The 17342-nt window shown below is 67.8% G+C and carries 16 protein-coding genes; 10 read left to right on the top strand and 6 right to left on the bottom strand.

The window, feature by feature from the left end; all coding sequences use genetic code 11:
- Window positions 1-69: 69 nt before the first annotated feature.
- The 3 genes from AC1G9C_RS22560 to rpmE are packed head-to-tail and all read right to left on the bottom strand — an operon-like array spanning window position 70 to window position 2545.
- On the bottom strand, window positions 70-1506 hold the full coding sequence (locus AC1G9C_RS22560; RefSeq protein WP_480408847.1) for a M48 family metalloprotease: 1437 nt from the start codon (window positions 1504-1506) through the stop codon (window positions 70-72).
- The gene (locus tag AC1G9C_RS22565) at window positions 1503-2303 is read right to left on the bottom strand and encodes a thermonuclease family protein (protein ID WP_480408848.1); all 801 of its coding nucleotides are present in this window, start codon (window positions 2301-2303) and stop codon (window positions 1503-1505) included. Before AC1G9C_RS22565 ends, AC1G9C_RS22560 begins: the two co-directional genes overlap by 4 nt.
- Before the next feature lie 26 nt (window positions 2304-2329).
- On the bottom strand, window positions 2330-2545 hold the full coding sequence (rpmE, locus tag AC1G9C_RS22570) for a 50S ribosomal protein L31 (protein WP_021445703.1): 216 nt from the start codon (window positions 2543-2545) through the stop codon (window positions 2330-2332).
- 157 nt (window positions 2546-2702) lie between these two features.
- Here rpmE and AC1G9C_RS22575 point away from each other — a divergent pair, with 157 nt between their 5' ends.
- The 10 genes from AC1G9C_RS22575 (at window position 2703) to AC1G9C_RS22620 (ending at window position 15470) form a co-directional block, all read left to right on the top strand.
- Window positions 2703-4922, top strand: coding sequence for a primosomal protein N' (locus AC1G9C_RS22575; protein WP_480408849.1), 2220 nt, complete (start codon window positions 2703-2705; stop codon window positions 4920-4922).
- A 160-nt stretch (window positions 4923-5082) separates the two neighbouring features.
- Window positions 5083-6822 carry an arginine--tRNA ligase gene (argS, locus tag AC1G9C_RS22580; RefSeq protein ID WP_480408850.1) on the top strand — a complete coding sequence of 580 codons (1740 nt, stop codon included), beginning with the start codon at window positions 5083-5085 and terminating at the stop codon, window positions 6820-6822.
- Window positions 6823-7497 (top strand): SPOR domain-containing protein, encoded by a 675-nt coding sequence (locus tag AC1G9C_RS22585; protein WP_122109228.1) that lies wholly within the window; start codon window positions 6823-6825, stop codon window positions 7495-7497. It abuts the gene before it with no gap.
- 96 nt (window positions 7498-7593) lie between these two features.
- Window positions 7594-8124: an ATP-dependent protease subunit HslV gene (gene hslV, locus AC1G9C_RS22590; RefSeq protein ID WP_021442885.1), complete on the top strand. Its 531-nt coding sequence runs from the start codon at window positions 7594-7596 to the stop codon at window positions 8122-8124.
- 41 nt (window positions 8125-8165) lie between these two features.
- On the top strand, window positions 8166-9506 hold the full coding sequence (gene hslU / locus AC1G9C_RS22595) for an HslU--HslV peptidase ATPase subunit (RefSeq protein WP_021442884.1): 1341 nt from the start codon (window positions 8166-8168) through the stop codon (window positions 9504-9506).
- A gap of 78 nt (window positions 9507-9584) precedes the next feature.
- Window positions 9585-9956, top strand: coding sequence for a gamma-butyrobetaine hydroxylase family protein (locus AC1G9C_RS22600; RefSeq protein WP_021442883.1), 372 nt, complete (start codon window positions 9585-9587; stop codon window positions 9954-9956).
- A 296-nt stretch (window positions 9957-10252) separates the two neighbouring features.
- Window positions 10253-11932 (top strand): class II poly(R)-hydroxyalkanoic acid synthase, encoded by a 1680-nt coding sequence (gene phaC, locus AC1G9C_RS22605; protein ID WP_021442882.1) that lies wholly within the window; start codon window positions 10253-10255, stop codon window positions 11930-11932.
- A 141-nt stretch (window positions 11933-12073) separates the two neighbouring features.
- Window positions 12074-12931: a poly(3-hydroxyalkanoate) depolymerase gene (gene phaZ, locus AC1G9C_RS22610; RefSeq protein WP_021442881.1), complete on the top strand. Its 858-nt coding sequence runs from the start codon at window positions 12074-12076 to the stop codon at window positions 12929-12931.
- Window positions 12932-13105: 174 nt separating this feature from the next.
- On the top strand, window positions 13106-14788 hold the full coding sequence (gene phaC / locus AC1G9C_RS22615; protein ID WP_021442880.1) for a class II poly(R)-hydroxyalkanoic acid synthase: 1683 nt from the start codon (window positions 13106-13108) through the stop codon (window positions 14786-14788).
- A 67-nt stretch (window positions 14789-14855) separates the two neighbouring features.
- Window positions 14856-15470, top strand: coding sequence for a TetR/AcrR family transcriptional regulator (locus AC1G9C_RS22620; RefSeq protein ID WP_480408851.1), 615 nt, complete (start codon window positions 14856-14858; stop codon window positions 15468-15470).
- A gap of 57 nt (window positions 15471-15527) precedes the next feature.
- Here the strand turns inward: AC1G9C_RS22620 and AC1G9C_RS22625 are convergent, their stop codons facing one another.
- The 3 genes from AC1G9C_RS22625 to AC1G9C_RS22635 all read right to left on the bottom strand — a co-directional run bounded on the left by AC1G9C_RS22625 (window position 15528) and on the right by AC1G9C_RS22635 (window position 17317).
- Window positions 15528-16346 carry a phasin family protein gene (locus AC1G9C_RS22625; protein ID WP_480408852.1) on the bottom strand — a complete coding sequence of 273 codons (819 nt, stop codon included), beginning with the start codon at window positions 16344-16346 and terminating at the stop codon, window positions 15528-15530.
- Between the two features lie 10 nt (window positions 16347-16356).
- The gene (locus AC1G9C_RS22630; protein WP_021444111.1) at window positions 16357-16803 is read right to left on the bottom strand and encodes a phasin family protein; all 447 of its coding nucleotides are present in this window, start codon (window positions 16801-16803) and stop codon (window positions 16357-16359) included.
- 238 nt (window positions 16804-17041) lie between these two features.
- A complete protein-coding gene (locus AC1G9C_RS22635; protein ID WP_021444112.1) occupies window positions 17042-17317 on the bottom strand; it encodes a polyhydroxyalkanoic acid system family protein in 276 nt (91 codons plus the stop codon).
- Window positions 17318-17342: the final 25 nt, after the last annotated feature.

The raw sequence follows: 17342 nt of genomic DNA on the forward strand, positions 1-17342 counted from the left end.
CAGGCGGCCGAGGATACGCAAGTTGTATACAGCTGCACAAGACCGTTCGGTCGCTATTGAATCGACCGGCTAGCGCAGGGTTTTCAGCCAGTCGCCGGGACGCGGCTCACCGCCGGGATAGAGCCCGTTGAGCAGGCGCAGCTGGGCTTCGCCGTCACCCGGCAGCGGGCTGTCCTTGGCCAGCGCCGCCAGGCTCTGCCCGGCCTTGGCGCGGGCCAGGCGCAGGCGCACCGGCTCGGCCAGCTTGCGTTCCTCGGCCTTGAGCGGGCGGTAGCTGCGGATCACCTCGAGGAAATGCTGGTCCTGGCTTTCCAGGGAGGCGCGCCCCTTCACCACACCGATGAACAGATAGGCCCGCTCGCCGCGGTAGATCGCCGCCACGCGCCGCGCCGGCTGCCCCGGCAGCACCGCGGTGTAGCCCTGCAGCGCGCCCAGGCGCAGCTCTTCGCCGGCGGCCAGGCGCTGATTGCCGACCCGCTGGCGAAGAAATTCCGCGGGCGTCAGGCGCGTGTCCGCCACCTCCAGGGTCATGGCGACGAAGGCCTGCTGATCGGCGCTGTGGCCGATCAGCACGTCCGGGCGATTGACCAGCTGCCAGCCGGCCGGATAGCTCAGGGTGAAATCCAGTTCGCCGTGATAGAAGTGCCGCCCGCGACGAATGCCGCTGGCGGCCGAGTCGCCGAACACCAGGCCGTCGAGCATCTGCAGGAAGGTATCGCGCCCCACTTCCTGAGACTCGCCGACCAGGGCGCGGGCCGGGCCGACCACCTGCTGCAGGCGTCGCTCGTTGTCCGGGTGGGTGTCGAACAGGCCGTGATAACCGCCGGCGGCTACCGCTTCGCCGCGCTTGGCCGCCTGGGCACGGGCGAAGTCCTCCTGGTTCTTCAGCACCTTGACCACCTCGATCATCGCCTGCGGGTCGTAACCGCTGCGCGCCAGGTACTGGGCGCCGAGGCCGTCGGCCTCCAGCTCCATGTCACGGCCGTAGCCACGCACGAAGGCGTTGCCCATCACGCCGGTCAGGTCGCCCACCGCGCCGATGCCGGTGCCGATGGCCGCGGCCTGGCCGAGCAGACCCCAGGCGGTGGACTGGCTCTGCTGGCGCACGCTGTGCCGCGCGGTGACGTGACCGACCTCGTGACCGAGCACCGCGGCCAGCTCGGCCTCGGAATTGAGGTAGGCGAGCAAGCCGCGGTGGATGTAGATATAGCCGCCGGGCAGGGCAAAGGCGTTGATGTCGGGGCTGTCGACCAGGGTGAAGACATAGTTGAGCTGGCTGCGATGACTGTTGCGCGCCACCCGCTCGCCGACCCGCTGGATATAGGCCTGCAGCCTGGCGTCGTCGTAACGCGGGTACTGCTTGAGGATTTCCTGGTTGTAGCGCGCGCCGAGATCCAGTTCCTGGCGCTCGCTCATCATCACGAAGTCGTTGCGCCCGGTGGCCGGGTTGACCGCGCAACCGGCCAGCCAGGCACAGGCCAGACAGACAAGCACGGTTCGCATCATGGCAACACCTCCAGCATCGCCGGGTGGGTCAGTGGCAGCATCCACCGCGCCTGGGCGGATTTCAAGCCGCCGCGGGACTGGCGGTCGATCACCCAGCCGCGCGCCTCCACCCGCGCGCCCTCGAGGCGCCGCAACGCGCGCACATCGAACTGCTCAAGCAGCGCCGGCGCCACCCGCAATACCCGCCCGCCGTCCAGCTCCAGCCACAGGCCGCCGCGATTGCGTTGCACCTGGCTCACGCGCCCGCCGAGCAGGGCGAAGCCGCCGCTGCGCAACTGACCGGCTGCCTGCACCTGCTCCTTGCGCCACAGCCCCAGGCGCTGCTGGCGCGCCTGACGCTCGGCCGCCTGCTGGCAGCTCGCCAAGGCGACGTTGGGCGTCACCGCGACCATGAAACCGAGCCCCTCGGCCAGCAGCTGCGCCTCCAGATTGCGCCCTTGGCGGTCATAGAGATGGGCCAGGGTGCGGCCGTAGCGATCCTTGCCCTCGCGCCCCGGACGCAGGCCGACACGGCCGTCGTTGGCCGCCACCAGCGCTTGCAGACGGCGCTGAGCCTGCACCGCGAAGGGTTCGTCGCTACGCCCCTGGCGCCCCAGTTCCGGCGCGTTGAGGCCGATCAGGCGCACGCTGCGACCATCGACCAGGCGCAGGGTATCGCCGTCCACCACCTGCTTGACCGCCAGCTGCGGCAGATCCGCCTGCAACGGGCAGAAGGCCTGGGCGAGCCCTGCCCAGGCGACAGAAACGAAAAAGGCGCCCACCAGGGACGCCTTTTTCAGCTTCACGGACAAGACCATGGGCCGTTACGCAATCGCGCGGTCGCTTACTTGGTAGCGCCGAACACGCCGAAGCGCTGCTTGAAGCGATCGATACGGCCGCCGGTGTCCAGCACTTTCTGCTTACCGGTGTAGAACGGGTGGCACTCGGAGCAAACGTCGAGGCTCAGGTTCTTGCCCAGGGTGGAGCGGGTCTTGATCACGTTGCCGCAGGAGCAGGTGGCGTCGATCTCGACGTAATTCGGGTGGATATCGGCTTTCATGGGGGTTTCCTCGGGGTGTTTGTGCCGCCACCCGACCCAACGTCAGGCACCGCACAGAAATAGGCCGCGGATCATACCAGAGCTGCCAGTCGATGCAAGCCGCGCGGGGTGCCGACCGTCGCGTGCTAAGATCGCCGGCCTGTCCATGGAGGCTCGTGTGCCCGACCTGATCCTGCGCCTCGCCCTGCCCTCGCCGCTGCGCCGCCTGTTCGACTACCGCGCCCCCGCCGGCGTGCCGCGCAGCGCGCTGCAGCCCGGCGTGCGCCTGCGCGTGCCGTTCGGCCGGCGCGAGATGATCGGCATTCTGGTGGAGGTCGACAGCCAGAGCGAAGTGCCGGCGGACAAGCTCAAGCCCGCCCTGCAACTGCTCGACGCCCGCCCGCCGTTACCGGCGGCGCTGTTCAAGCTGTGCCTGTGGACCGCGCAGTACTACCAGCACAGCCTCGGCGATACCCTGAGCTGGGCGCTGCCGGTGCTGCTGCGCCAGGGCGAGCCGGCGGAGACGCGCCAGGAGCGCTACTGGCTGGCCAACAGCGGCGCCAGCCTCGAGGATCCGCGCCTGGCCCGCGCGCCGCGCCAGCGCGAGGCGCTCAAGGCGCTGGCGCAGCATCCGCACGGCGTCGCCCACGGCCTGCTCAGCCAGCTGCAGCTCAACCGCGACAGCCTGCAGCTGCTGCATGAAAAAGGCCTGGTGCGGGTCGAGGTGCGCCGCACCCAGCCGCACGCCAAGCCGGCGCACTGGCTGGCGCAGCCGGAGCTGCCGCTGAATGCCGAGCAGCGCGCGGCGGTAAATGCCGTGGCCTCCGGCTGGGGCCAGTTCAATGCCTACCTGCTGGCCGGCATCACCGGCAGCGGCAAGACCGAGGTCTACCTGCAGCTGATCCGCCAGTGCCTGGAGGCCGGCAAGCAGGCGCTGGTGCTGATTCCCGAGATCAACCTGGGGCCGCAGACCCTGGACCGCTTCGCCCGCCGCTTCAACGCGCGCATCGCCCTGCTGCACTCGGCGGTGAGCGACCGCGAGCGCCTCGACGCCTGGCTGGCGGCGCGCGACGGCGAGGCCGATATCGTCATCGGCACCCGCTCGGCGCTGTTCACCCCGCTGCAGAATCCGGGGCTGATCATCGTCGACGAGGAGCACGACGCCTCCTATAAACAGCAGGAAGGCCTGCGCTACCACGCCCGCGACCTGGCCCTGGTGCGCGCGCGCCAGGAAAACGTCCCCATAGTGCTGGGCTCGGCCACCCCGTCGCTGGAGAGCCTGCATAACGCCCACAGCGGCCGCTACGCCCTGCTCAGGCTGACCCAGCGCGCCGGCGGCGCCATCGCCCCGCGCTTTTTGCGCCTGGACGTGAAGAGCCGGCCGCTGGATTCCGGCATCAGCGGACCGATGCAGCAGGCCATCGGCCAGACCCTGGCCGCCGGCCAGCAGGTGCTGGTGTTCCTCAACCGCCGCGGCTTCGCCCCGACCCTGCTCTGCCACGACTGCGGCTGGCTGTCGGAATGCCCGCGCTGTGACGCGCGGATGACCGTGCACCAGCGCCACGGCGAGCTGCGCTGCCACCACTGCGGCCACGTCGAGCGCCGGCCGAGCAACTGCCCCAAGTGCCAGCACGTCGACCTGCGCCCGGTGGGCGCCGGCACCGAGCGTGCCGAGGAACGCCTGGCGCTGCTGTTTCCCGACTACCCGGTGCTGCGCATCGACCGCGACAGCACCGCGCGCAAGGACGCCATGGCCAAGCTGCTGGCCACCATCAACAAGGGCGAGCCGTGCATCCTGATCGGCACCCAGATGCTCGCCAAGGGTCACCATTTCCCGCGGGTGACCCTGGTGTCGATCCTCGATGCCGACGGCGGCCTGTTCTCCGCCGATTTCCGCGCCAGCGAGCGCATGGCGCAGATGATCGTCCAGGTCGCCGGCCGCGCCGGACGTGCCGAGGAGCCGGGCAAGGTGATCATCCAGAGCCACCTGGCCGACCACCCGCTACTGGTGCAGCTGACCGAGCAGGGCTACTTCGCCTTCGCCGAACAGGCCCTGGCCGAGCGCCGCGGCGCCGGCCTGCCGCCCTTCTGCCACCTGGCGCTGCTGCGCGCCGAGGCGCACAAACCGGGGCAGGCCGAGGGTTTTCTCGACGAAGCCTGCAGCGAAGCCGAGCTGCTGCTGAACGAACTGGGCCTTTCCGGCATCGAACTGCTCGGCCCGGTGCCGGCACCGATGGAACGCCGCGCCGGCCGCTACCGCGCCCAGCTGCTGCTGCAGGGCAACGCCCGCGCCCCCTTGCACCGCCTGCTCACGCCCTGGCTGCAGGCGCTGGAGCAGATGCCCAGCGGCCGCGCGGTGCGCTGGTCGCTGGACGTCGACCCGATCGATCTGTTTTGAACGCACCAGCGATTCGCCCAGCCGTGGGGGCACCGTGCGCTCCAGCTTCTCGATTCGCGACCAGACAACCCTTGGTGCCTACAAGTTATGGCCTGCCGCTTGCGGCTGCTTTTATAATGCGCAGTTTTCGACCAATGCCCCCGGGCGACCCGAGCCGACCATGAAAGACAGCATTCGCCACCTGATCCAGCAAGCCCTCGACCGCCTCACTGCCGACGGCGTGCTGCCCGAAGGCCTGAGCCCGGCCATCCAGGTGGAGAACACCAAGGACAAGAGCCACGGCGACTTCGCCAGCAATATCGCCATGATGCTGGCGAAGCCGGCCGGGATGAAGCCGCGCGAGCTGGCCGAGAAGCTGATCGCAGCCCTGCCGGCCGACGCCGGCGTCGCCAAGGTGGAAATCGCCGGCCCGGGTTTTCTCAACTTCTTCCAGAACAGCGACGCCCTGGCCCAGCGCCTGGAGGCGGCACTGACCGATGAGCGTCTCGGCGTGCGCAAGAACGGCCCGGCGCAGCGCGTGGTGGTCGACCTGTCGGCGCCCAACCTGGCCAAGGAGATGCACGTCGGCCACCTGCGCTCGACCATCATCGGCGACGGCGTGGCGCGGGTGCTGGAGTTTCTCGGCGACACCGTGATCCGGCAGAATCACGTCGGCGACTGGGGCACCCAGTTCGGCATGCTGCTGGCCTACATGCAGGAAAACCCGGCCGCCGCCGAAAGCGAGCTGGCCGACCTGGAAGGCTTCTACCGCGCGGCGAAGAAGCGCTTCGACGAATCCCCCGAGTTCGCCGACCGCGCCCGCCAGCTGGTGGTCCAGCTGCAGGCCGGCGACGCCGAGTGCCTGCGCCTGTGGCACCGCTTCAACGACATCTCCCTGAGCCACTGCCAGGCCATCTACGACCGCCTCGGCGTCAAGCTGAGCATGGCCGACGTCAAGGGCGAGAGCGCCTACAACGACGACCTGCCGCAGGTGGTCGCCGATCTGGCGGCCAAGGGCCTGCTGACCGAGGACAACGGCGCCCAGTGCGTGTTCATGGACGAGTTCAAGAACGCCGAGGGCAACCCGCTCCCGCTGATCGTGCAGAAGGCCGGCGGCGGCTACCTGTACGCCACCACCGACCTGGCCGCCACCCGCTACCGCGCCGGCGTGCTCAAGGCCGACCGCGTGCTGTACTTCGTCGACCAGCGCCAGGCCCTGCACTTCCAGATGGTCTTCGCCTGCGCGCGCCTGGCCGGTTTCGTGCCGCCCAGCATGGAGCTGGAGCACATGGGCTTCGGCACCATGAACGGTCCGGACGGCCGCCCGTTCAAGACCCGCGACGGCGGCACGGTGAAGCTGGTGGAGCTGCTCGACGAGGCCGAGCAGCGCGCCTATGAACTGGTCAAGAGCAAGAACCCGGAGCTGGCCGAAGAGGAGCTGCGCCGCATCGCCCGCGTGGTCGGCATCGCCTCGGTGAAGTACGCCGACCTGTCCAAGCACCGCACCAGCGACTACAGCTTCAACTTCGAGCTGATGCTGAGCTTCGAGGGCAACACCGCGCCCTACCTGCTGTATGCCTATACCCGCGTGGCCGGCGTGTTCCGCAAGCTGGGCAAGGGCATCGAGGAGATCGGCGGGCAGATCACCCTGGTCGCCGAGCAGGAACAGGCGCTCGGTGCCAAGCTGGCGCAGTTCGGCGAGCTGCTCGCCAGCGTCGCCGACAAGGGCACGCCGCACATGCTGTGCAGCTACCTGTACGACCTGGCCGGGCTGTTCTCCAGCTTCTACGAGAACTGCCCGATCCTCACCGCCGAGGACCAAGCCACCCAGCACAGCCGCCTGCGCCTGACCGCCCTGACCGGCCGCACGCTCAAGCAGGGCCTGGAGCTGCTCGGCCTGGAAACCCTGGAGCGCATGTAAATGGCCGCGCGCAAGAAACCCGCCCCCAAGCGCGGCGCCAGCCGCTACCAGGCGCCGGCGAAGAAGCCGGTGCCGGGCTGGATCTGGCTGGCCTGCGGCCTGCTGGTCGGCGGTTTCTTCATGTTCCTGTTCAGCCTCGAGCCGGGTCGCGACGAGATCCAGCGCGACAAGGGCGAGCCGCCGCGCACCGCCAAACCGGCCCCCAAGCCGGCGCCGAGCGAACCGAGCAAGCCCAAGTACGACTTCTACACCCTGCTGCCGGAGTCCGAGGTGATCCTGCCGCAGGCGCTGGAAGAGACCCCGCCGCCGGCTCCGGCGCAGAAACCGGTGACCCCGGAGGAAGCGGCGAAGATCGACGCCGCCCGCGCCGAGGCCGCGCTCAACGGCCAGGTGCCGCCGCCCCCGCCGCCGGTGATCGCCGCCGCGCCGCTGACCACCCAGTTCTTCCTCCAGGCCGGCTCGTTCCGCCGCCGTGACGATGCCGACAGCCTGCGCGCGCAGATCATCCTGCTCGGCCAGAACGTGCGGGTGGAAACCGGCAAGGTGCGCGAGGAAACCTGGCACCGCGTGCTGGTCGGCCCCTTCGCCAACCGCGAACAGCTGGCCGGCGCGCAGAAGACCCTGGCCGCCAGCGGCTTCGGCAATCTGCTGTTACAGCAGCGCCAGGTCCGTTGATCCGCCTTTTGTCCGCCGTCGGTTGAAAAGCCGCGGCGGCCCCCCCATCTGAGTCTGCATCCGGGCAATTCGCCCCGCTGCGTGGAGACTCTCCCCTTGACCACCATCGTTTCAGTGCGCCGCCACGGCAAGGTCGTGATGGCCGGCGACGGCCAGGTATCCCTCGGCAACACCGTGATGAAGGGCAATGCCAAGAAGGTCCGCCGCCTCTACCACGGCCAGGTGCTGGCCGGTTTCGCCGGCGCCACCGCCGACGCCTTCACCCTGTTCGAGCGCTTCGAGGGCCAGCTGGAAAAACACCAGGGCCACCTGGTGCGCGCCGCCGTCGAACTGGCCAAGGACTGGCGTACCGACCGCAGCCTGAGCCGCCTGGAGGCCATGCTGGCGGTGGCCAACAAGGACGCCTCCTTGATCATCACCGGCAACGGCGACGTGGTCGAACCCGAGGAAGGCCTGATCGCCATGGGTTCCGGCGGCGCCTTCGCCCAGGCCGCGGCACGCGCCCTGCTGATGAAGACCGAGCTGAGCGCCCGCGAGGTGGCCGAGACCGCGCTGGGCATCGCCGGCGACATCTGCGTGTTCACCAACCACCACCAGACCCTCGAGGAACTGGACGCCGCCGAATAGCGTCCGGTTGTTCATCCCGATTCGATAGCGAGCCCGATTCCATGTCCATGACGCCCCGCGAGATCGTCCACGAACTCAACCGCCACATCATCGGCCAGGACGACGCCAAGCGCGCCGTGGCCATCGCCCTGCGCAACCGCTGGCGGCGCATGCAGCTGCCGGCCGAGCTGCGCCAGGAAGTGACGCCGAAGAACATCCTGATGATCGGCCCCACCGGCGTCGGCAAGACCGAGATCGCCCGGCGCCTGGCCAAGCTGGCCAATGCGCCCTTCCTCAAGGTGGAAGCGACCAAGTTCACCGAGGTCGGCTACGTCGGCCGCGACGTCGAGTCGATCATCCGCGACCTGGCCGACGCCGCGGTGAAAATGCTGCGCGAGCAGGAGATCACCAAGGTCCGCCACCGCGCCGAGGACGCCGCCGAGGAACGCATCCTCGACGCCCTGCTGCCGCCGGCGCGCCAGGGTTTCGGCGACGAACCGGTGCGCAGCGAGGATTCCAACACCCGCCAGCTGTTCCGCAAGCGCCTACGCGAAGGCCAGCTGGACGACAAGGAAATCGACATCGAGGTGGCCGAGTCGCCCATGGGCGTGGAGATCATGACCCCGCCGGGCATGGAGGAAATGACCAACCAGCTGCAGAACCTGTTCGCCGGCCTCGGCAAGGGCAAGAAGAAGAGCCGCAAGCTCAAGGTCGCCGATGCGCTGAAGCTGGTGCGCGACGAGGAAGCCGCGCGCCTGGTCAACGAGGAGGAACTCAAGGCCCGCGCCCTGGAGGCGGTGGAGCAGCATGGCATCGTCTTCATCGACGAGATCGACAAGGTGGCCAAGCGCGGCAACACCGGCGGCGCCGACGTCTCCCGCGAGGGCGTGCAGCGCGACCTGCTGCCGCTGATCGAGGGCTGCACGGTCAACACCAAGCTGGGCATGGTCAAGACCGACCATATCCTGTTCATCGCCTCGGGCGCCTTCCACCTGGCCAAGCCCAGCGATCTGGTGCCCGAGCTGCAGGGTCGTCTGCCGATCCGCGTCGAGCTCAAGGCGCTCAGCCCGCAGGACTTCCAGCGCATCCTCTGCGAGCCGCACGCCTCGCTCACCGAACAGTACGCCGCGCTGCTGAAGACCGAGGGCCTGGACATCGAGTTCGCCGAAGACGGCATCCAGCGCCTGGCGGAGATCGCCTGGCAGGTCAACGAGAAGACCGAGAACATCGGCGCGCGGCGCCTGCACACCCTGCTCGAACGCCTGCTCGAGGAAGTCTCCTTCAGCGCCGGCGACCTGGCCGCGCAGCACAGCGCTACGCCGATCCGCATCGACGCGGCCTACGTCAACGGCCACCTCGGCGAGCTGGCGCAGGACGAAGACCTGTCGCGCTATATTCTGTAAGCCCCGTAGCCCGGGTGAAATCCGGGGCCCCTGAAAGCCCCCGGATGGCATCCGGGCTACCGACAACGGACATCCAGCATGCCCATCCCCAGCGCGATCAAACTGCACAAGGCCTCCAGGACCCTGGAGCTGCGCTACGGCGAGCAGAGCTACTCGCTCAGCGCCGAGTTCCTCCGCGTGCACTCGCCCTCGGCCGAGGTGCAGGGCCATGGCAAACCCATCCTGCAGACCGGCAAGCTCAATGTCGGGCTCGAGCGCATCGAGCCGGCCGGCAACTATGCACTGAAACTGTGCTTCGACGACGGCCACGACAGCGGCCTGTTCACCTGGGACTACCTGTTCGAACTGGCCACCCGCCAGGAGCAGCTGTGGGCCGACTACCTGGCCCAGCTCAGCGCCGCCGGCAAATCCCGCGACCCCGACGAATCGGTCGTCCGTCTGATGCTCTGAGCCTTCGGGCAAAGCCTCGCCGCAGAGCGTGCGGCCCTGCGCCCGCGGCTCAGGTTCGGCGGAGTTAGGGCGCGTTTTCTAATCTATCGCGGCATACTCCCGCGCCATCGACCAGCTTGCTTAACTTCACAAACTCGGGTAACCAAGGAACTGGCAGGTTCCCTGCATTTGGCTGCGCCAGGTGCAACGAAAGATGCGGACTCGATCCGCCCCCGGTAACCCGAGCAGTACCAGGCCCTGTGTCGCCGCGCGCGCCAACACGCCGGTATTCGTCTCAGGACAATGGAGCGTCGTAGATGAGTGATAAGAACAACGAAGACCTGAAACGCCAGGCCTCGGAAAACACCCTGGGACTCAACCCGGTGGTCGGCATTCGCGGCAAGGACCTCCTGACCTCTGCCCGCATGGTGCTGGCCCAAGCGCTCAAGCAACCCTTCCACAGCGCCAAGCACGTCGCCCACTTCGGCCTGGAGCTGAAGAACGTCATGCTCGGCCAGTCCGAGCTCAAGCCCGAGGACGGCGACCGCCGCTTCGCCGACCCGGCCTGGAGCCAGAACCCGCTGTACCGCCGCTACCTGCAGACCTACCTGGCCTGGCGCAAGGAACTGCACGACTGGATCGAGCACAGCTCGCTGTCCGAGCAGGACGCCAGCCGCGGCCACTTCGTGATCAACCTGATGACCGAGGCCATGGCGCCGTCCAACAGCATGGCCAACCCGGCCGCGCTCAAACGCTTCTTCGAAACCGGCGGCAAGAGCCTGCTCGACGGCATGTCGCACCTGGCCAAGGACATGGTCAACAACGGCGGCATGCCCAGCCAGGTGAACATGGCGGCCTTCGAGGTCGGCAAGAACCTGGCCACCACCGAGGGTGCCGTGGTGTTTCGCAACGACGTGCTGGAACTGATCCAGTACAAGCCGATCACCGAGAGCGTGCACGAGCGCCCGCTGCTGGTGGTGCCGCCGCAGATCAACAAGTTCTACGTGTTCGACCTGTCGCCGGACAAGAGCCTGGCGCGCTTCCTGTTGCGCAGCCAGGTGCAGACCTTCGTGGTCAGCTGGCGCAACCCGACCAAGGCGCAGCGCGAGTGGGGCCTGTCCACTTATATCCAGGCGCTCAAGGAAGCCATCGAGGTCATCTGCGCCATCACCGGCAGCAAGGACGTCAACATGCTCGGCGCCTGCTCCGGCGGCCTGACCACCGCCTCCCTGCTCGGCCACTACGCCGCCCTCGGCGAGCAAAAGGTGCATGCCCTGACCCTGCTGGTCAGCGTGCTCGACACCCAGCTCGACACCCAGGTGGCGCTGTTCGCCGACGAGAAGACCCTGGAGGCGGCCAAGCGCCGCTCCTACCAGGCCGGCGTGCTGGAAGGCAGCGACATGGCCAAGGTGTTCGCCTGGATGCGCCCCAACGACCTGATCTGGAACTACTGGGTCAACAACTACCTGCTCGGCAACGAGCCGCCGGTGTTCGACATCCTCTACTGGAACAACGACACCACACGCCTGCCGGCCGCCCTGCACGGCGAATTCATCGACATGTTCCAAACCAACCCGCTGACCCGTGCGGGTGCGCTGGAGGTCTGCGGCACGCCGATCGACCTCAAGCAGGTCACCTGCGACTTCTTCTGCGTCGCCGGCACCACCGACCACATCACCCCCTGGGACTCCTGCTACAAGTCGGCCCACCTGTTCGGCGGCAAGTGCGAGTTCGTGCTGTCCAACAGCGGCCATATCCAGAGCATCCTCAACCCGCCGGGCAACCCCAAGGCGCGCTACATGACCAACAGCGAGATGCCGGCCGACCCCAAGGCCTGGCAGGAAGGCTCGACCAAGCACGCCGACTCCTGGTGGTTGCACTGGCAGAGCTGGCTGGCCGAGCGCTCGGGCAAGACCAAGAACGCGCCCACCGCGCTGGGCAACAAGAAACATCCGGCCGGCGAAGCCGCCCCGGGCACCTATGTGCACGAACGCTGATTCGGCGCAGTTTGCGCCACACTGCCTGCGGCACTGGGAGGTGCCGCTCGCCGCGACGCCGGCGAACCAGGCTCGCCCTGGTGAATCTGGGAGTGGCCGGGACGGTCGCCCCCAGCGTTTCAACTGATAGGGCTCGCGCGCATGCCGTCACCTTTCGTATTTCGCACCATCGACCTCGATGGTCAGACCATCCGCACCGCGGTGCGCCCCGGTAACGGCCAGCTGGTGCCGCTGCTGATCTTCAACGGCATCGGCGCCAACCTGGAGCTGGTGATGCCCTTCGTCCAGGCCCTCGACCCGGACCTGGAGGTGATCGCCTTCGACGTGCCCGGCGTCGGCGGCTCGTCGACCCCGGCCACGCCCTACCGCTTCCCCGGCCTGGCCAAGCTGGCGGCGCGCATGCTCGACTACCTCGACTACGGCCAGGTCAACGCCATCGGCGTGTCCTGGGGCGGCGCCCTGGCGCAGCAGTTCGCCCACGACTACCCGGAGCGCTGCAAGAAGCTGATCCTCGCCGCCACCTCGGCCGGCGCGGTGATGGTGCCGGGCAAGCCCAAGGTGCTCTGGCGCATGGCCAGCCCGCGGCGCTACGTGCAGCCGTCCTACGGCGTGCGCATCGCCCCGGACATCTACGGCGGCGCCTTCCGCCGCGATCCCAAGCTGGCCATGGCGCACGCCAGCAAGGTGCGCTCCGGCGGCAAGATGGGCTACTACTGGCAGCTGTTCGCCGGCCTCGGCTGGACCAGCATCCACTGGCTGCACAAGATCCGTCAGCCGACCCTGGTGATGGCCGGCGACGACGACCCGCTGATCCCGCTGATCAACATGCGCCTGCTGGCCTGGCGCATCCCCAACGCCGAACTGCACGTGATCGACGACGGCCACCTGTTCCTGGTGACCCGCGCCGAGGCGGTGGCACCGATCATCATGAAGTTTCTCGAGGAGGAACGGCAGCGCGCGGTGATGCACCCGCAGCCCGCCCCGGCACGCCAGCATTGAGCGCACAACTGTAGTGCAAGGCTGTCAGATTGCTCGACAAGGAGGCCGCCGAGGCGCCTCCGCCTGATGCGCGCGGCTGTCTGGAATGCCCTTCCGGCGCGCTTGGTACAAGGCTTGCTGCGCAGCCTCGTACCTTGAAAGTCTCTACCAGGATTGACGACGGAGTGTTGCCCCATGCGAGACAAGCCCAATAGCGGCGCCCTGCCAACGCCTGCCACGTTCATGAACGCCCAGAGCGCCGTGGTTGGTGTGCGCGGCCGCGACCTGCTCTCCACCGTGCGCCTGCTCGCCGTGCAGGGGCTCAAGCATCCAGTGCGCAGCAGCCGCCACCTGCTCGCCTTCGGCGGCCAGCTCGGCCGCGTGCTGCTCGGCGATACGCTGCACAAGACCAACCCGCAGGACGCGCGCTTCGCCGACCCCACCTGGCAGCTCAACCCCTTCTACCGGCGCAGCCTGCAAGCCTACCTGGCCTGGCAGAAGCAGCTGGGCGCCTGGATCGACGACAGCGAGCTGTCGGCCGACGACCGCGCCCGCGCGCGCTTTCTCGCGGCGATCCTCAGCGACGCCCTGGCGCCGTCCAACAGCCTGCTCAACCCGCTGGCGCTCAAGGAGCTGTTCAACAGCGGCGGCAGCAGCCTGTTCAAGGGCATGCGCCATCTGCTCGACGACCTGCTGCACAACGACGGCCTGCCCAGCCAGGTCAGCAAGCACGCCTTCGAAGTCGGCCGCAACCTGGCCTGCACCCCCGGCTCGGTGGTGTTTCGCAACGAGCTGCTGGAGCTGATCCAGTATCGGCCGATGAGCGAGAAACAGTACGCCAAGCCGCTGCTGATCGTGCCGCCGCAGATCAACAAGTACTACATCTTCGATCTGTCCACCGACAAGAGCTTCGTCCAGTACGCGCTGAAGAACGGCCTGCAGACCTTCATGATCAGCTGGCGCAACCCGGACGCGCGGCACCGCGAATGGGGCCTGTCGAGCTACGTGCAGGCGGTCGAGGAAGCCGTCGACGCCTGCCGCGCGATCACCGGCAGCAAGGAGGTCAACCTGCTCGGCGCCTGCGCCGGCGGCCTGACCATCGCCGCCCTGCAGGGCCACCTGCAGGCCAAGCGGCAGCTGCGCAAGGTGGCCAGCGCCACCTACATGGTCAGCCTGCTGGACAGCCAGATCGACAGCCCGGCCATGCTGTTCGCCGACGAGCAGACCCTGGAATCGGCCAAGCGCCGCTCCTACCAGCAGGGCGTGCTGGACGGCCGCGACATGGCCAAGGTGTTCGCCTGGATGCGCCCCAACGACCTGATCTGGAACTACTGGGTCAACAACTACCTGCTCGGCAAGCAGCCGCCGGCCTTCGACATCCTCTACTGGAACAACGACAACACCCGCCTGCCGGCGGCGCTGCACGGCGACCTGATCGACTTCTTCAAGCACAACCCGCTCAGCCGCGCCGGCGGCCTGGAGGTCTGCGGCACGCCGGTGGACCTGGCCAAGGTCACGGTGGACAGCTTCAGCGTGGCCGGCATCAACGACCACATCACGCCCTGGGACGCGGTGTACCGCTCGGCCCTGCTGCTCGGTGGCAACCGCCGCTTCATCCTGTCCAACAGCGGGCATATCCAGAGCATCCTCAATCCGCCGGGCAACCCCAAGGCCAACTACTACGAGAACGGCAAGCTGACCTCGGACCCGCGCGCCTGGTATCACGATGCCCAGCACGTACAGGGCAGCTGGTGGCCGCAGTGGCTGGAATGGATTCAGGCACGCTCCGGCGAGCAGCGCGAGACCCTGCTGGCGCTGGGCGACCAGAAGCATCCGCCGATGGAGGCCGCGCCCGGCACCTACGTGCATATCCGTTGAAGGGCTGGCCGGCGCCGCGCCGGCCGCGTTATCGTCAACGCCTCCGCGCCACCGACAAGAAGACCGGATGAAAACCCGCGAGCGCATCCTGCACACCGCCCTGCAGCTGTTCAACCAGCAGGGCGAACCCAACGTCTCCACCCTGGAGATCGCCAACGAGCTGGACATCAGCCCGGGCAATCTCTACTACCACTTCCACGGCAAGGAGCCGCTGGTGCTGGAGCTGTTCGAGCGCTTCCAGGCCGAGATGGCGCCGCTGCTCGACCCGCCCGCCGAGGCGCAGCTGGACGTCGAGGATTACTGGCTGTTCCTGCACCTGATCGTCGAGCGCCTGGCGCAGTACCGCTTCCTGTTCCAGGATTTGTCCAACCTGGCCGGGCGCCTGCCCAAGCTGGCGCGCGGCATCCGCCACTGGCTGAACTCGCTCAAGCGCACCCTGGCCGCCCTGCTGGCGCGACTGATGGCCGAGGGACAACTGGTCAGCGACACCCGCGCCCTCGGCCAGTTGGTGGAGCAGATCACCCTGACCCTGCTGTTCTCCCTCGACTACCAGCGCATCCTCGGCAGCGACGGCGAGAGTCGCCTGGTGGTCTATCAGGTGATGATGCTGGTGGCGCCACACCTGGCTGCGCCTTCGCGCTTCGCCGCCGAGCAACTGGCGCAGCGCTACCTGGACGCCTGAGCCGCGCAGAAACGCAAACGCCCGGCACTAGGCCGGGCGCTTGTGATCCCGAGAAACTCAGGACGGGTTGGCAGGCGTCGCCGCAACGGCAGCCGGGGCCGGTGCCGGAGCTGCAGGCGTCGCCGCGGGAGCCGCGACGGGGGCCGCAGCGGCCGGTTTCGCTGCAGCGGCCTTGGGCGCGGCAGGCTTCTTCGCCGCCGGCTTCTTCGCCGCTGCCGGTTTCGCCGCCGGCTTGGCAGCAGGTTTCGCCGCGGCCTTGGCTGCCGGTTTGGCAGCGGGCTTGGCGACCGGCTTGGCGGCGGCCGCAGGCTTGGCCGCTGCCGGTTTGGCCGCAGGTTTTGCAGCCGGCTTGGCGGCAGCCTTGGCCACCGGCTTGGCGGCCGGTTTCGCCGCGGCTTTCGGTGCCGGCTTGGCAGCCGCTTTCGCCGCCGGCTTGGCCACCGACTTGGCCGACACGCCAGCGATCTTCTCCAGCTGCTTGGTCAGGCTGTCGACCTTGTCGTTCAATGCCTTGACCTCGTTGCGGCTGGGCACGCCCAGCCGCGAGATGGCATTGTTCAGACGTTTGTCGAAAGCCTCTTCCAGCTCGCTCCACTTGCCGATCGCCTTGTCCTTGACCTCATCGACCTTGGACTTGGCGGAACCGACCTTGGAGCCGACGCCGGCTTTCACCGCATCGACCTGCTTGTCGACTTCGCTCTTGGCCAGTTTCTCGGCCTTCTCGCCGTCCTTGACCAGGGTATCGAACAGCTTGGTGCCGTCCTTGCTGACCTTGGAGTAAGCGCCCAAGCCTGCCAACCAGATCTGGCGCGAGTATTTCTCGACCTCGCCGATCCAGGAGCTGGTCTGTTTCTCGGTTTTCTTCTTAACAGCCATCCTGATCTCCTTATTTGGTACGCGCGACGTGCTCGAGCAACGCGCTCAGCTCATCCAGCTTAGCAGAGAGTGCCTCAACATCCTGCTTGGAGGGAATGCCGATACGGTTCAGGGCGGCGGCGACACGGGTGTCGAAGGCCTTCTCGATCTTGTCGAGCTGCACTTCGACCTTGCCCTTGACGCTGGTGACGTTGGAGTTGACGGTTTTCTTTACCGATTCGATCTGGCTGTTGGCGGCTTCGACCTGTTCGTCGACCAGCTGCTTGCCCTTGCTCTCGAGGCTCTCGCCGCTCTTGACCAGTTCCTTGAAGTACTCGACACCCTCGGCACCGGCCTTGGCGTAGGCACCCAGGCCCGCCAGATAGATCTTGCGGGCATAGCCCTTGACGTCATCGAGCAGACCGGCTTTGTCCTCGGCCACGGCTTCGACTTTCTTCTTCACGGCAACTTTCGACATGGTGCACCTCACGCGCTTTGACAGTTAGCGGAAACGCCCACGGAATGCAGGCTTGGGTACACCCTAGGGAGAAAAATTAGAAATCGCATACTAGGCGCGCGGCAGGGTGGATCGCGCGTCACCGCTCCACCATGGTGGAGCCCCCGGATTGCAGCCGGGCGGCGGCGCGCCAGGCGCCGAGATCGTCGGGCGGAGCACTGCGCGCTCCCTGTTGGGCTTCGCTGCGCTTAGCGCCAACCTACGCCAACGACTTGTCCAGCACCTGCTCGATCTCGCGCTTGATGCTGCCGCCCATGGCCGACAGCAGCAGGCCCAGCTTGAGCTCGACGCACACCCGATCCTCGCCCACCTCGATGCTGCCGTCGGCGCCGCTGCGCTTGAACTCCAGGGTGTCGCCGTTCCAGCGGTAGCGCACGTCGTACTCGCGGGCCAGGCGCTCGGCCAGTTGCTCGGCCTTCTCGCGCGCGGCGGCGCGGCCGAGCTGGTGGGGACGTTCGACGCGAATACGGGACATGGCAACTCCTTCGACTGACTGCCGG

Source organism: Pseudomonas sp. ABa2, assembly GCF_056676075.1.